Genomic DNA, 14,226 nt, shown 5'->3' on the forward strand with positions numbered 1-14,226 from the left:
AGGAATTCCGGTCGGCCGACCGATTTCCCGCTGGCGGCCGTTCCGGAAACACCCGGTAAAACGCGGCCGGCAGGCCGCTGCCAGGGCCTGATCGGCCGCGTTCGAAAGGTGCCTCGGTCAACTGTGTTGTCCGACAGATGAGTTACTACCCAGAAGACATGGAACGTCGCTCACAGTTCGGGTAGCTTTCCTTCACGTCGCCGCCACACCCGGGGCACAGGGCCCCATGGGACTAGCGGCACAAAGGACCCGACCCCTGTTGACGACAGCAACCGAAGTCTTCACAGTCCGGCCGTACACCCCGCATTGCCAGGTGATCAGCACCGAAGGCGATCATGCCGTTATAGGTATTTCCCCGGGGAACAGTTACTTCTCGGCCCAACGTGTCAATGACCTTGCCCACTGGGGCCTGCGCAACTTCGAGCAGGTCGACCTCATCTACACCGACATGCACGTCGCCGAGATGTACGAGGCTCTCGGCTACGGCGAGGACGAAGCGCGCCGGAAGGCGGTGAAGAACCTGCGCGGCGTCCGCGCCAAGGTGAACAACGCCGCCGCGGAGGCCGATCCCACCGGCATCCGCCTCCGCGCCCGCCCGATGTCTTCCCTCACCGACATCCCGGCCTACCAGGCGCTCCACCGTCACCTGACCACCCTGCTGGACACCGACCCGGAGTTCCGCAAGACCAGCAACTCGCTGGTCGACGCGTTCCTCTCGTCCAAGGTCCTGAACGGGAAGGCCGCCACCACGCGGCAGCGCGACGTGTGCCTGGAGTACGTCTGCGCCGAAATGCCTCTCTTCCTCGACACGCCGGCCATCCTCGGCGTGCCGTCCTCCCTCAATTGCTACCACCAGCTCCTGCCCATGGCGGAACTGCTCTACTCACGCGGCTCGGGCCTGCGCGCCTCGCGCAACCAGGGTCACGCCATCATCACCCCCGCCGAAGGAGTTCCCGATGTCCACTGAGACCCTGCTCGACTTCCCCTTCTCCGCGCGCGGCGACCAGCTCCCGCCCGAGATCGAGGAGCTGCGCGCCGAACCGGTGAAGCGGGTCCGCACGATAGCCGGGGACGAAGCCTGGCTCGTCTCCTCCTATCCGCTGGCCAAGCAGGTCCTGGAGGATCCCCGGTTCAGCCTGAAGGACACCTCGGCCCCAGGTGTGCCCCGCCAGTACGCGCTGACGATCCCGCCCGAGGTCGTGAACAACATGGGCAACATCACCGGAGCGGGACTGCGCAAGGCCGTCCTCAAGGCGATCAACCCCAAGACCGACGGGCTCACCGACTGGATGCGCGCCCAGGCCACCGGCCTGGTCGACAGCCTCCTGAGCCACGGGGCGCCGGCCGACCTGCGCGGCCAGTTCGCCAACCCGTACGCCGAGAACCTGCACTGCCGCATCCTCGGCATTGCCGAGTCCGACGCGCCGCGCCTGGCGGCCAGCCTCGACATCGCGTTCATGAACTCGGCCTGCCCGGTCACCGGCGCCAAGCTCAACTGGGACCGCGACATCGCCTACATGGTGGAGCGCCTCGACGACCCCACCACCACCGGGCTGATCGCCGAGCTCGCCGCCTTGCGCAACGACCCCGACTACGACCACCTGACGGACGAGATGCTCGCCACCGTGGGCGTCACGCTGTTCGGCGCCGGGGTCATCTCCACCATGGGCTTCCTGACCATGGCGATCTTCTCCCTCCTCCAGAACCCCGAGATGTGGGAGCGGCTGCGCAAGGAGCCGGAGAAGATCCCGGCGGCGGTGGACGAACTCCTGCGCATCAACCTGTCGATCGCCGACGGCCTGCCCCGGCTCGCGCTGGAGGACGTCACCCTCGGCGACGTCGAGGTGAAGAAGGGCGAGCTGATGCTCGTCCTGGTCGAGGCCGCCAACACCGACCCGGACGTGTACCCCGACCCGCACGTCGCGGACATCGACCGGCCGGACGCCGGTACGCACCTCTCCTTCGGCGGCGGACAGCACTACTGCCCGGCCACCGCGCTCGGCAAGCGGCACACCGAGATCGCCATCGAGGTGCTCCTGGAGAAGATGCCCCACCTCGCTCTCGCCGTGCCGGTCGACCAGCTCGTGTGGCGCACCCGCTTCATGAAGCGCATCCCCGAGCGCCTGCCCGTGCTCTGGTGATCGCGTAGGCGCGCGGGACGACGCGCCTGCCCGATGATGGCCCCGGCCGGGGGGAATCCGGCCGGGGCCATCGCCCTGCCCGCACCGCCCCGCGCCCGGGCGGGCGCCCTGGCCTCGTAGGGGCCGCTACGCCAGGAACGCCGCGGTGGTCGCCACGAACCGGTCGGCGTCGTCGAGCCAGGGGTAGTGGCCCCCTTCCGCAGCCGTGCGAGCTCCCGCCGGCTCTCCCCGGTGATGACCACGCCGACCTTCGACGCCGCGCGCTGCACCCGCTGCGTCGACGCACTCGCCCGGGGCCGGAAGCGCTTCACGCCCCGGACCGTCGACGAGCTGCGGCGCCTCCTCGAGGACGACCTGACGGTCCATCGCGCGGAACTGCCTGCGGGCTTCCGGGCCGCCTACGACGAGATCAGCCGCGGTCTCGACGTCCCGCCGCAGGCGGCGGCCGGCACGCCGGTGACGGTTTCGGCCTCGGTACGCCGCACCCTCGCCCACCAGTTGCAGCGCGACCGGCTCCAGGACGAGCGGCTCCCGGGCGGGCACTGATCCCTCCACCTGCGCCACTCGAACGATCCGCTCGGCGCGGCCCGGCGCGGGCACCACGCCCTGCGGGAGCGGCCGACTGCCCCGTACCGGACAGATGTTCCCTCCGGCCTGCGCAGGCCCGACCCCCGCTGCTGAAGTGTGTGTGGTCAGCACTCCGATCCGGAGAAGGGGAAGATCCTCATGCGCAGTCGAGTCCGCGGCACCCTCGCCACCGGCTTCGTCGGCACCACGGCGGCCCTCGTCGCCCTGCTCGTTCCCGGCACCGCCCACGCCGTCCCGGCAAAGCTCAGCCATGCGTCGGCCGTGAGCAAGCTGAACGCGACGGGCGGCATCGGCCTGTCCTCCAGCGGTGGTTGCAGCAACCGGAACAACGCCACCTGCACCTCGCTGGAGCAGGTCAACGCCGCCACCATCAGCGACGTCAGCACCCTGCGCAACGCGAGCCACTGCGCCCTCACCATCACGGGCGGCACCGAGGTGGGACACGCCTCGGGCACCTACAGCCACTGGAACGGCTACAAGATCGACTTCAGTCCGACCAGCTGTGTCGGCAACTACGTCACCGGCAGCTTCACCCGGATCGCCGACCGCGGCGACGGCGCCGCCCGCTACCGGTCCGCCGCGGGCAACGTCTACGCCCGGGAGGGCAACCACTGGGACGTCACCTTCTGCGGCGGCAGCGCGGCCTGCACCTCCGCGGCCAGTTCCTGAGCGCACCCGGCCGCCGTGCGCCGGGCCCGGGCCCGGCGCACTCCCCGGCCGGGCCCGGCACACCTCCGCCGGGCCGGCCGGGCCTCACCGCCGGCCCTCTCCCAGCACCTCCCGGATCACGTGCCGGGCGTTGGCCGCCATCACCCGGTTCGTCGTGCGGTAGTAGGGCAGCGCGTTCAGCGCCTGCGAGAGCGTCCGCCCCCGGCCGCGGCGCCAGGTCGCGTCGTCCACGCCGAGCTCCTCGCGGAAGACCGCCCTCGCACCGGCCGGCAGCAGATTCCACGCCGGGAACAGATCGCAGGCGGGATCTCCCACCCCCATGCACCCGAAGTCGATGACCGAGGCCAGTCTGCCCCCGTCCACCAGCAGGTTGCCCGGCGTCAGATCGGAGTGCAGCCACACCGGCGGCCCGTCCCACTCCGGGGCCCGCAGCGCGTCCTCCCATACGGCCGCCACGGCATCGCAGTCGACACCCTCCTCAGGTATCCCTCGCAGCTGATCGATCGCTGCCCGGGTCGGCGCGTCGAGCAAGGCGAGCGGCCCCCCGCGGTAGGCCTTCGGCGCCCCCCGCAGGGTGATGCCCCGCATCGCCGCCACGAAGGCGGCCAGGTCACGGGCCAGCGCCACGGGCTCGTGCAGCGCCCCGGCCTCCGGGTTCTCCCCCGCCAGCCACCGGTACACCGACCACGACCACGGATACCCCTGCGCGGGCTCCCCGGCCCCGAGGACCTCGGGGACGGCCGTGGGCAGCCGGCGTGCGAGGCGCGGCAGCCACTCCCGCTCCATCGCCACGTCCTCGGCCCCGCCCGCCAGCATCGGCAGCCGTACGACCATCCCGTCGCCCAGCCGGTACATCTCGTTGACCGTGCCGCCCGACGGCAGCCGCTCCACGGCCAGCCCGGCCCACCGGGGGAACTGCCCGGCGATCAGACGGCGTACGAGGTCCTCGTCGATGGGGTGCGCGCCTGGATGCATCATCTGTGCAGTGCTCATGGACCGCCATCCGATCGCCGACCGCCCACGAGGTCAAACCCTTTTCCCACCACACCCGCGCGCGGCCCCGTTGCCCGACCGGGGTCGTGATCGTTTGCGTGGCTGACGGGACATCCGGGGCAGTCATCGACGGACAGGGCGAGTGGTCGGGTTGCGAGTTGCGCGAAGGACCGTTCTGCAGGCGGCTTCGGCGGGCGCCCTGACGGCGCTGCTCGGCCGCGCGTCCGCGGCGGCGGCCGTCCCGGGCGGCGCCCCGGGGGACCTGGTCAGGCTGCGCTTCACCCGAGCGACCAACGGAGCGGCCACCGCCACCGCCACCGGGGACCGGGTCGTCGCCGAGGTCCAGGGCGTTCTCTGGTCGCTGCCTCCGGACGGTTCGCCCGCGACGCCGCTGACCCCGCCCGACCTCGAACCCGGCCGCCCGGTGTTCTCCCCCGACGGCCGCCAGGTGGCGATGAGCGCCTACCGCGGCGGCGCCTTCCACCTCTGGGTGATGAACGCGGACGGCTCGGGCCTGCGCCCGCTCACCGACGGCCCGTTCGACCACCGCGCGCCCGCCTGGTCGCCCGACGGCCGCACCCTCGCCTTCTGTTCCGAGCGCGGTGGTGATCCGGTGGCCGGGAGCCCGTACCGGATCTGGACCGTCACCGTGACCGGCGGCCGCCCGCGCCGGCTGACGGGGCTGCCCGGGCAGGACGGCCCCGGCCAGGACGGGGAGTGGGAGGACTTCGACCCGGTCTGGTCGCCGGACGGCTCGCGCGTCCTGTTCGTACGCGGCACGCCCACCGGCGAAACCCTGACCGCCCGGACCATCGCCTCCGTGGCCGCGGACCCCGGTGCCGGGGGCCCGGTCCGGGTCGAGCACACCGTCACCGACGGCAGGCTGCTGGCTCCCGCGCTCTCCCCGGCCGGACGCACCGCCTGGCTGTCCGCGGCTCCCGGACCCCGCAAGGCCGAGAACCTCTCCCTCTTCACCGACGGCCGTCCGGTCCCCCTCGACGGTGATCTCGCCCCCGCTCCCCCGCGCTGGATCGGCGACGACAGGCTGCTGATCACCCTCGACGGCCGGTTCCGGGTGATCCGCCCCCACCGGGACGACGGTGCCGCCGGCCGCGAGATCCCCCTCGACGCCACCCTCGAAGTACCCCGGCCCCGCTACCGGGTCAAGGAGTACGTCCTGGAGGCCGAACGGAGCCTTCCGGTCCGGGGCATCCACCTGCCGGCCCTCTCCCCCGACGGCCGCCGCGTCGCCTTCGCCGCACTGAACGCGCTGTGGGTCGCACCCGTCACCGGCGGCGCGCCCCGCAAGATCGTCCAGGCCCCGGTCACGGCGTACGTCCAGGGTCCGGTGTGGAGCCCGGACGGCCGCGCGCTGGTCTACACCGACGACCGCGACGGCCTGAACACCGTGCGCCGCCGGGAGCTCGACAGCGGCCGGGAGAGCGTCCTCGCCCCGGGCGGCCGCGTCTACGGGGTGCTGTCGCCGGACGGCACAAGGCTCGCCGCCCTCGACCTCGCCGGGCGGCTCCTCGTCCGCGACCTCGCGACCGGGACCGAGATCCCGCTGGTCGCGGCCCTCGGCGGCGGCGGTCTGCCCGGCCCGCCCAGCTGGTCGCCCGACGGCCGCCACCTCGCCCTCTGCGACCGCAACCGGCTCAGCCGGCGCTTCCGCGAGGGCTACAACCTCATCCGGATCGTCGACACCGCCACCGGCGCCGCCCGCCTGCAGGCGCTCGCCCCGCACGCCTCGCTCGCGGACCGCTACGCCTCCGGTCCGGTCTGGTCCCCCGACGGCCGCTTCCTGGCCTGCGTCGGCGAGTCGGCCCTCTGGCTGCTTCCCGTAGGCCCCGACGGTACCCCGGCCGGACCGGCCCGCCGCGTGACCGACGAGCCCGCCGACCACCCCTCGTGGTCCGCCGATTCCCGTACCCTGCTCTACCAGTCCTGTGCCCGGCTGCGCCTGCTCGCCCTCGACGGTGCCGGCGCACCGGCCGGAGCGCCCCGGACCGTACCCGTCTCCCTGAACTACCGGCGTCCCGCACCCGTCGACACCGTCGTGCACGCGGGACTGCTGTGGGACGCCACCGGCTCCGCGCCCCGCGCCGACGTCGACGTCCTGATCGGCGGAGGCCGGATCACCGCCGTCGAGCCGCACCGGCCGGGCCGCCGCGCCGCCCGCACCGTGGACTGCTCCGACGGCACGGTTCTGCCCGGCCTGTGGGACGCGCACGTCCATCCGTACCCGTACACCTACGGGGCGCGCCAGGGTGCGCTGCACCTCGCGTACGGGGTCACGACCGTGGTCTCGCTCGGCGGTTCCGCCTATGAACAGGCCCGGCTGCGCGAGGACATCCGGGCCGGGCTGCTCGCCGCTCCCCGTCTGCTGGCGGGCGGGGAGCTCCTCGACGGCTCGCGGGTCGCCTACACCATGGGGCGCGCCCATCGCACGCGAGCCGGGTTCGCCCGCTCGCTGGCCCGGGCCGCGGCGCTGGACTGGGACTTCGTCAAGACGTACGTACGAGCCCCCTACGAGCAGATGGCCGAGGCGGCCCGCTTCGCGCACGAGCGGCTCGGCGTCCTGGCCGGCTCCCACCTGTGCGCCCCCGGCATCCGCTCCGGCCAGGACCTGACCACGCACCTGGTGGCGACCGAGCGTGCCGAGCACGGGCACGGTGCGACCCCGCGCGGGCACACGTACCAGGACACCCTGGAGGTCTACACGCACGGCGGTTTCGCTCTGATCGCCACCCCTTTCACGGCCCTCCCGCTGATCGGCGCCGATCCGGCGCTCGCCGACGATCCGCGAGTGACGTCCCTGATGCCGCCGTGGGACGTGGCGGCCGTCCGGGCCGCGGCCGCCGCGCCTCCGAGCGCGGAGCAGAGCGCGGCGCTGGAGCGGGAGGTCGGCGTCTACCGCCGTGTCATCGAAGGGGGCGGGCGCCTCGCGCTGGGCACCGACGCACCGCTCACCCCGGTCGGTCTCCATCTCCACCTCGCCCTGCGGGCCCTGCACCGGTACGGCCTGACGCCGGCGGAGGCCCTGACGACGGTGACCCTGACGCCGGCCCGGATGTTCGGTGTCGCGGACCGGCTCGGCACGGTCGAGCCCGGCCGGATCGCCGACCTCACCCTGGTCGACGGTGATCCCTTCACCGACTTCGACGACCTGGTCCGCGTACGGGCGACCGTCCGCGGCGGGAGCCTGCGTGAACGCCCCGCCCTGGAACGTGCCTTCACCCCGTCCGCCGAACCACCGGCCTCGGAGTCGGCCCCGGACCCGGACTCGGCCCCGGACCCGGACCCGGCCGACTGGCGCGCGGTACTGGACCAGATGCTGCGCGACGGCTGCTGCACCCCGCACGTCTAGGCGTTTCGCACAGGCCCGTTGTCAGAGGTTGCTGGCAGCATCGACCTCATGGACGTCACCCTTACCACCCCACGGCGGCCCGTCGAGGTCACCGCGCTCTTTCCTCAACTGGCCCCGCTGGCACGCCCGGCCATCCGGTTGCACCCCCGCCCCGGTTCTCCGTCGGCGCACGACAGTTCGGTCGGCGGGCCGCTGCTGTGGCCCGCCGACGAACCGTGGCCGTACTGTCACGAGTCGCACGAACAGGCGGACCAGCTGTACGAGGCGTACGAGGTGCACGCCAGTCCGGACGTCGAATGGCGCCCGGGTCCGAACCCCATGGTGCCCGTGGCCCAGCTGTACGTGCGCGACATACCCCTGCTGCGGCCTCCGGGGCAGGCCGACCTGCTCCAGGTGCTGTGGTGTCCCTTCGAGCACGAGCCGGATATCAAACCTCCGACCGCACTGTTCTGGCGGTCCTCGGTCGAGGTCACCGACATCCTCGCCGTGCCGCCCGGGCCGTTCGCAGTGGAGTACGACGGCTACGTGCCGCGTCCGTGCGTGCTCGCGCCGGAGCGGATCACCGAGTACCCCGACTCCTTGGAAGTGAGCAAGGAGTTGCAAGAGCAGCTGCGGGACTGGAGCCGGTGGCAGGCAGCCGGATCCGGTGTGGACAGCTCCTACGCTCCCTACCCGCAGGCGTTCTACGACAGCCACCTGTCCCTCGCCCCCGGCTGGAAGGTCGGCGGCTGGGCCCCGTGGGGCCTCACCGATCCCATCGCCCGGTTCTGCGCCGCCTGTGGCGCCGGCATGGTTCCGCTGCTGACCATCTGCTCGGACGAATGGGACCGCAGCACCCGCAATTGGATCCCGTACGAGGACCAGTCCGTCGCCCAGCAGGGCGGCGACATCGAGTCGAACCCGCCCGGGGTGCAGGTCTCCAAGGGTAACCACCTGCAGCTCTACGTCTGCCCGGAGTCGCCGGAGCACCCGCACACCAGCCTGATCCAATGAGCCGTTGCCGGGCCAGGCCGGCCCTGTCAGTGGCCGCGCCTACAGTCGCCGCATGACGGTGAACGACCGGACGGCGGCGGCAGGGCCCGGCCGCGCCGCCCTCGACCATCTCCTGAGGCTGATCTCGGAGTCCGCGTGGGGCGACGACCTGGTCCTGCGCGGCAGCATGGTCATGCCCGCGTGGGTCGGCGGCCGGGCCCGGCCGCCGGGTGACCTCGACTTCGTCGTGCCGCCGCCGTCGCCGGTCCCCGTCGACCGGCGGTACCCCCACCCGTACGTCCCGGCGTACGACACCGTGCAGCAGTGGCCGGAGGCCGCCGACGGTGCGGCCCGCTACGAGATCTGGGCCGACGGGGAGGAGGAGTTCGAGACGCGGGGGCTGCGCGCGAACGTCCCGCCGGAGGGCCTGGTCTGGCAACCGGAGCCGGAACCGGCGGACTTCCCGCCGTACGAGGACCTGCTGGAACGGATCCGTGCCCGCCCGCGGGCCGCCGCGGACGTCCTGCTGGACGCGGACGGGGCGCGCCGGGACGGTACGTGGGCCTACGCGTACACGGACGGCGAGGACGGGCCCGCCGGGATCAGGATCCTGATCCCGTGGCGGGCGGACTCCGGCCCGGAGGGGGTGGCGCAGCTGGACTTCTCCCGTGACGAGCGGCTGCCCGAGCCCCCCGTCTGGACGGCCGTGCCGCGCGGCGACGGCGGGGTCACGGTGGTCCGCACGGCGAGCCGCCGGCTGTCGCTGGCCTGGAAGCTGCGGTGGCTGGTGGCGGACGCCGCGGCCGAGGACGGCCCGCGGTGCAAGGACCTGTACGACGCCGTGCTGCTGGCGGAGGCCTGCCGCGAGCGGCCCCTCCCGGATCCGCCGCGCCTGGCCGGCGTGCGGGTGGACGAGCGGGCGTGGCAGCGCTTCTGCGCGGCCCACCCCGGGGTGCGGGGCTCGGCCGCCGACTGGCTCGCCCGACTCCGCACCGCGCTGGCCCCGGCCCCGGCGGCCGGCTGAGCGGCGGCGGTGCAAGGCCTTCGCGAGGTGGCGAAGCGGGTCGGCAGCGCGGTCTTGCCCGGGCAGGCCGGCGCGCGCCGGCCTGCTCCAGTACGTCCAGCTCGCGCTCGCGCCCCACGAACGGCTGCGGGGAACGCATGTGGGCCGGCCGGCCGTCCGGGTCGTGGGCCTGGGCGGAGGCGGGCCTCCGTGATCAGGGCCGGTCGTACCAGGCGAAGGCCGCGATCCGCCAGCCGTCCGCGGTGCGGACGAACTGGATGGTCTTGGTCCCGGCCCCCTCGAACGGCTTGCCGTCCAGGAGCCCGGACTTGCGGTACTCGCCGAACCGCGACGCGATGTCGCCCGCGATCTCGGTCCGTTCGGAGGTTTCCCACTCGGAGAACTCGGCCAGGCGCCCGCCGGGGGCCAGCAACAGGCGGCGCGGCTCGATGAACTCGTCCACGTTCCAGACCGTGAACTGGGGGCCGGTCATGGTGATCACGCCGCCCGGCAGGACCAGTCGCCGGATCCGGTCCAGATCGGCGGCCTTGCCGCCCCGGTTGTCGAAGGCGCCGAAGAACTCGGCGGTCACCACGTCTATTTCGGTCTTGGACGACATGGCGCGACATTAACACCGAGGACCTGTCCAGGGTTCGGCCGGTACGTCAGCTCAGGCCGCGAGCGCTGTCGTGATCACCAGGGGCGGTCCCCCGCGCTCCGCCGACCACGCGCGGCCGGCCGCGAAGTCCGCGTCGGCCACGGTCAGTGCCTCGTCGACGGTGGGCCGGTGCTGGACGACGTCCCGGAATCCCGCACGCTCCAGCAGGGCCGGGAGGACTCCGACGGGCCACGCGTGGTTCCGCACCTCCTGCCAGGATCCGTCCGTGCGCCGGAGCCGTACGGTCAGTTCGTCGCCCGGCCCGTACACCTCGCCCGGGTCGCCGATCCGCAGCGAGGCGTACTCCGTGCCGCTGCACGCGGGATCGGTGGCCAGCAGCACGAACGGGGCGCCCGGCCGCAGGAGCCGGCGGATCTCGGTGAACACGCCGAGCACGGCCTCCTCGGTCGGCAGGGACGCCAGTACGTGGTTGCACATCACCGCGTCGGCGCAGCCGTCCGGCAGGCCGGTCACACGTCCGTCCTCGACCAGGTGGTACCCGGCCACCGCGGTCGCCGAGCCGCGGGCCAGCGCCAGCATCTCCGGGGAGGTGTCCACCCCCAGCACCCGCGCCCCCAGCCGCCGGGCCGCCTCGTCGGCCACCTTGCCCGGCCCGCATCCGTAGTCCACCAGGACCTCGCCGGCGTGGATCCGGCGAGCCAGGGCCCGGAAGACGAACGGATACCCGAGCAGCCAGTCCGTGGCCGCCTCCACCGCCGCGAATGCGCGCGCCCCTTCACGTCCGGACCAGGCGGTGCCGTCTTCGGCACCGCCGGGCCCGGGTCCCTCCGGCCTGTCGCTCACCCTCCCACTATCGACCCACCGCGGCCGTACGGCCGCGGAACGACACGGGGCTCCGCCAGAGCCCCTCCGCTGCTTCGTCCGCCCGCTCGTTGGTGAGCGCCTGAAGAGCCCTCGTGACGACTTCGGCCGGGTTCGTCATGACCCTGCCGCCTCTCGTCCCCGGCAGCCGGACCTGTCGGCCGGGGCCGGTGTCAGAGGTCGATCCAGTAGCGGCGCTTGGGGCCGATCAGGGTTTCGCGGATGTCCTCCAGGGCCCCGCCGTTGCCCTCGATCGTGCGGATGGACGCCTCGTTGTCCGGGTCGCAGGTCAGCAGGACCCGGTCCATCCCCAGGACGCGCGCCTCGTGCAGGACGGCCCCCAGGGCCCAGGTGGCCAGGCCTCGGCGACGTGCCGAGGGCCTGACGCTGTAGCCGATGTGGCCGCCCGCGTCGAGGAGGAAGCCGTTCAGGTAGTGCCGCAGGTCGATCGCGCCCAGATAGGTGTCGCCCTCGGCGATCCACCAGTACGTCGCGTGGACCCGGCCGTGGTCGACCGGCTGGGTGCGGTCCGCGTACCGGCGCAGCCGCTCCACCCAGGCCGCGAAGCCCTCCGGGGTGTCCACTTCGTCGTCGGAGCCGAGCCCGCCGCCGTCGATGTGGGCGTCCGGTCCCCCTTCACGCTGCGCGGCGAGCCAGGAAGCGTGCAGGTCGGGGGTCGGGGTTATGAGCTCAGGCATACCTCGGACGATAACAGTCGGCCGGCCGGGCTCCTGCGGCACGATCCGGCCTGATCGGCAGGACGCCCCTAGGCGGAGCCCGTCGGCAGGGACCGTGCTCGGGCGATGACCAGGGCGACGTCGTCGTGGTCGTCCGTGCGGCGCAGGGAGTCCAGGAGGCGGTCGCAGGTCTCCTCCAGTGGACGTCCGGTGTCGGCGAGCAGGGTCAGCAGGAGGTCCAGGCGTTCATCGATGGGCTGGTCGCGGGTTTCGACCAGGCCGTCGGTGTAGAGGACGAGCTGGTCGCCGGGGTCCATGGCGATGGTGGTGGACTCGAAGGGGATGCCGCCCACGCCGAGCGGGGCGCCGGTGGGCAGGTCGAGGAGTCGGGGCTGCCGGCCGGAGCGGATGAGGACCGGGGGCAGGTGTCCGGCGAGGGCGACCCGGCACTGGGCGGCGTGCGGGTCGTAGACGACGTAGACGCACGTGGCGATGGTCTCCTCCAGTGCGGCGGTGGTGTGGTCCAGCTGGTGGAGCACCTGGGGCGGGTCGAGGGCGAGTTCGGCGAGGGTGCGGGTCGCCGTACGCAGCTGTCCCATGCTGGCGGCGGCGTTGATGCCGCTGCCCATGACGTCCCCGACGACGAGGACGGTGGTGTCGTCCGGTCCGGCGATGGCGTCGAACCAGTCGCCGCCGATCTCGCTGCTGGCCGCGGCGGGCCGGTAGCGGTAGGCGACTTCCAGGCCGGGTGTGGGCGGCGGGTGGTGCGGCAGGAGGTGGTGCTGGAGGGCGAGGGCGGTGTGGTGCGCGTTGCGGTACCAGCGGGCGTTGTCGATGCACACGGCGGCGCGGGCGGCGAGTTCGCCGGCCAGCACGATGTCGTCGTCGTTGAACGGCAGCGGGTTGCGGGTGCGTTTGAGGTCGAGGGCGCCGAGGACCTCGCCGCGGGCGATGAGCGGCACGGCCAGGTAGGAGCGCAGCCCGGCGCGGCTCAGGAGGTCGGCGGCGGTGCTGTCGCGGGCGATGCGCGAGATGTCCTGGGCCTGTACGTGGGCGACGAGGACCGGGTGGCCGGTCGTCACGGACTGGGTGACCAGCCGGTCCGCGGCGTAGCGGGCGATGTCGCCGGGCGGGTCGGCGGCGCGGACGGCGTCGCTGGGGTAGGCGGCGGCGAGGGCGAGCGCCCGGAACACCGCGGGCTCGTGGGCGGAGGACCGCAGGGTCGGCCGGCCTTCGAGGACGGAGTCGAGGATGTCGACGGCGGCGATGTCCGCGAGCTCGGGCACGACGACGTCGGCGAGCTCGCGGGCGGTCTGGTCGAGGTCGAGGGTGGTGCCGATACGGACGGTGGCGTCCGCGATGAGCGCGAGGCGGCGGCGGCTGCGGGCGATCTCGATGGCCGCCCGGTGACTCTGGGTGACGTCCACCACGGAGGTGGCAAGGCCCAGTACCCGGCCGGTGGCGTCCTCCAGCCGGTAGTACGACACCGACCAGGCGTGTTCGGTGCGGTCCCCGCCGTGGGTGCGGCCGGCCGTGAACTGTTCGAGCAGCGGCGTTCCGGTGGCCAGGACCTGGCGCATCGCCGACTCGGCGGCCTCCGCGTCGTCGAGGAAGGCCAGGGCCTCGCGGACGCCCCGGCCGATGTGGTCTTCGGCGGGCAGCCCGTTGATCCGCTCCAGCGTCGGGTTGACGAGCACGTACCGCAGCTCGGTGTCCAGGACCGCGAGGCCGATCGGGGACTGGGCCACCAGGCGCGCGGACAGGGCGAGGTCCCGCTCCAGCTGGCGCAGCCGGGTGCGGTCGGTCGCGATGCCCAGGGCGTACATCTCGCCGTGCTCGTCGAGCAGCCGCATGTTGCGGAACTCCACCAGGCGCGTGGTGCCGTCCCTGCGCCGCACCGGGAAGGCCCCCGCCCAGTCCCCCGCGCCGCCCATGACGCGCGCGAACAGCTCCGTGACCAGGCCTACGTGCTCCTTGGCGGCCAGCAGCCGGGCGGCGGGGCGGCCGAGTGCCTCCGCCGCCGTCCAGCCGAACAGCTGCTCGGCCTGCGGGCTCCACAGCGCGACCCGTCCTTCGGAGTCGAGGACGACCGCCGCGACGTTCAGGACGTCGAGCAAACCGCTCGGCGGGGAGATCCCGGCCATGCCGGGTCCGATCCCACCGGTCCCCGACCCGTCGATCGCACCCATCGGCGACGCTCCTTCCGGCATCGTCGGCCCGGCGCCGCCCGCCGCCACCCGCCCTGGGGCGGTCCGAGGCGCACGGCTTCCTCTCATCGTGCCCCCGAACCTGTCCGGCAGCGTCCGGAGCGTCCCCGCCAGGACCGCCACGCACCC

The 14,226-nt window shown here is 73.3% G+C and carries 12 protein-coding genes; 7 read left to right on the forward strand and 5 right to left on the reverse strand.

Annotation, left to right across the window (positions count from 1 at the left end):
* Window positions 1-226 precede the first annotated feature (226 nt).
* The 4 genes from ACFY04_RS19820 (at window position 227) to ACFY04_RS19835 (ending at window position 3,398) form a co-directional block, all read left to right on the forward strand.
* Window positions 227-967, forward strand: coding sequence for a tRNA-dependent cyclodipeptide synthase (locus ACFY04_RS19820; RefSeq protein WP_389118300.1), 741 nt, complete (start codon window positions 227-229; stop codon window positions 965-967).
* A complete protein-coding gene (locus ACFY04_RS19825) occupies window positions 957-2,141 on the forward strand; it encodes a cytochrome P450 (protein ID WP_389118302.1) in 1,185 nt (394 codons plus the stop codon). The genes ACFY04_RS19820 and ACFY04_RS19825 overlap by 11 nt, the downstream gene beginning before the upstream one ends.
* A gap of 234 nt (window positions 2,142-2,375) precedes the next feature.
* The gene (locus tag ACFY04_RS19830; protein ID WP_389118304.1) at window positions 2,376-2,687 is read left to right on the forward strand and encodes a hypothetical protein; all 312 of its coding nucleotides are present in this window, start codon (window positions 2,376-2,378) and stop codon (window positions 2,685-2,687) included.
* A gap of 174 nt (window positions 2,688-2,861) precedes the next feature.
* On the forward strand, window positions 2,862-3,398 hold the full coding sequence (locus ACFY04_RS19835) for a hypothetical protein (protein WP_389118505.1): 537 nt from the start codon (window positions 2,862-2,864) through the stop codon (window positions 3,396-3,398).
* A gap of 84 nt (window positions 3,399-3,482) precedes the next feature.
* On the opposite strand, the gene ACFY04_RS19840 is transcribed toward ACFY04_RS19835, so the two are convergent.
* Window positions 3,483-4,391, reverse strand: coding sequence for an aminoglycoside phosphotransferase family protein (locus ACFY04_RS19840; protein ID WP_389118305.1), 909 nt, complete (start codon window positions 4,389-4,391; stop codon window positions 3,483-3,485).
* 142 nt (window positions 4,392-4,533) lie between these two features.
* On the opposite strand from ACFY04_RS19840, the gene ACFY04_RS19845 reads away from it, so the two are divergent.
* The 3 genes from ACFY04_RS19845 to ACFY04_RS19855 are packed head-to-tail and all read left to right on the forward strand — an operon-like array spanning window position 4,534 to window position 9,754.
* Window positions 4,534-7,758 (forward strand): amidohydrolase family protein, encoded by a 3,225-nt coding sequence (locus ACFY04_RS19845; RefSeq protein ID WP_389118307.1) that lies wholly within the window; start codon window positions 4,534-4,536, stop codon window positions 7,756-7,758.
* A 48-nt stretch (window positions 7,759-7,806) separates the two neighbouring features.
* A complete protein-coding gene (locus ACFY04_RS19850) occupies window positions 7,807-8,751 on the forward strand; it encodes a hypothetical protein (protein WP_389118308.1) in 945 nt (314 codons plus the stop codon).
* Between the two features lie 52 nt (window positions 8,752-8,803).
* Window positions 8,804-9,754, forward strand: coding sequence for a nucleotidyl transferase AbiEii/AbiGii toxin family protein (locus tag ACFY04_RS19855; RefSeq protein ID WP_389118310.1), 951 nt, complete (start codon window positions 8,804-8,806; stop codon window positions 9,752-9,754).
* Window positions 9,755-9,947: 193 nt separating this feature from the next.
* Here the strand turns inward: ACFY04_RS19855 and ACFY04_RS19860 are convergent, their stop codons facing one another.
* The 4 genes from ACFY04_RS19860 to ACFY04_RS19875 all read right to left on the reverse strand — a co-directional run bounded on the left by ACFY04_RS19860 (window position 9,948) and on the right by ACFY04_RS19875 (window position 14,079).
* Complete coding sequence (locus ACFY04_RS19860) at window positions 9,948-10,352, reverse strand: DUF4440 domain-containing protein (RefSeq protein WP_389118311.1); 405 nt, start codon at window positions 10,350-10,352, stop codon at window positions 9,948-9,950.
* A gap of 51 nt (window positions 10,353-10,403) precedes the next feature.
* On the reverse strand, window positions 10,404-11,195 hold the full coding sequence (locus tag ACFY04_RS19865) for a class I SAM-dependent methyltransferase (RefSeq protein ID WP_389118313.1): 792 nt from the start codon (window positions 11,193-11,195) through the stop codon (window positions 10,404-10,406).
* 191 nt (window positions 11,196-11,386) lie between these two features.
* Window positions 11,387-11,911, reverse strand: a complete 525-nt coding sequence (locus ACFY04_RS19870; RefSeq protein ID WP_389118314.1) for a GNAT family N-acetyltransferase — start codon at window positions 11,909-11,911, stop codon at window positions 11,387-11,389.
* Window positions 11,912-11,979: 68 nt separating this feature from the next.
* On the reverse strand, window positions 11,980-14,079 hold the full coding sequence (locus tag ACFY04_RS19875) for a SpoIIE family protein phosphatase (protein ID WP_389118316.1): 2,100 nt from the start codon (window positions 14,077-14,079) through the stop codon (window positions 11,980-11,982).
* Between the last annotated feature and the right edge of the window lie 147 nt (window positions 14,080-14,226).

It is taken from the genome of Streptomyces sp. NPDC001549 (assembly GCF_042894025.1).
GTDB lineage: Bacteria > Actinomycetota > Actinomycetes > Streptomycetales > Streptomycetaceae > Streptomyces > Streptomyces kutzneri.

Coding starts and splice junctions, on each gene's coding strand:
- ACFY04_RS19820 (WP_389118300.1), top strand. CDS start 227: ATGGGACTAGCGGCACAAAGGACCCGACCCCTGTTGACGACAGCAACC.
- ACFY04_RS19825 (WP_389118302.1), top strand. CDS start 957: ATGTCCACTGAGACCCTGCTCGACTTCCCCTTCTCCGCGCGCGGCGAC.
- ACFY04_RS19830 (WP_389118304.1), top strand. CDS start 2,376: ATGACCACGCCGACCTTCGACGCCGCGCGCTGCACCCGCTGCGTCGAC.
- ACFY04_RS19840 (WP_389118305.1), bottom strand. CDS start 4,391: ATGAGCACTGCACAGATGATGCATCCAGGCGCGCACCCCATCGACGAG.
- ACFY04_RS19850 (WP_389118308.1), top strand. CDS start 7,807: ATGGACGTCACCCTTACCACCCCACGGCGGCCCGTCGAGGTCACCGCG.
- ACFY04_RS19855 (WP_389118310.1), top strand. CDS start 8,804: ATGACGGTGAACGACCGGACGGCGGCGGCAGGGCCCGGCCGCGCCGCC.
- ACFY04_RS19860 (WP_389118311.1), bottom strand. CDS start 10,352: ATGTCGTCCAAGACCGAAATAGACGTGGTGACCGCCGAGTTCTTCGGC.
- ACFY04_RS19870 (WP_389118314.1), bottom strand. CDS start 11,911: ATGCCTGAGCTCATAACCCCGACCCCCGACCTGCACGCTTCCTGGCTC.
- ACFY04_RS19875 (WP_389118316.1), bottom strand. CDS start 14,079: ATGGGTGCGATCGACGGGTCGGGGACCGGTGGGATCGGACCCGGCATG.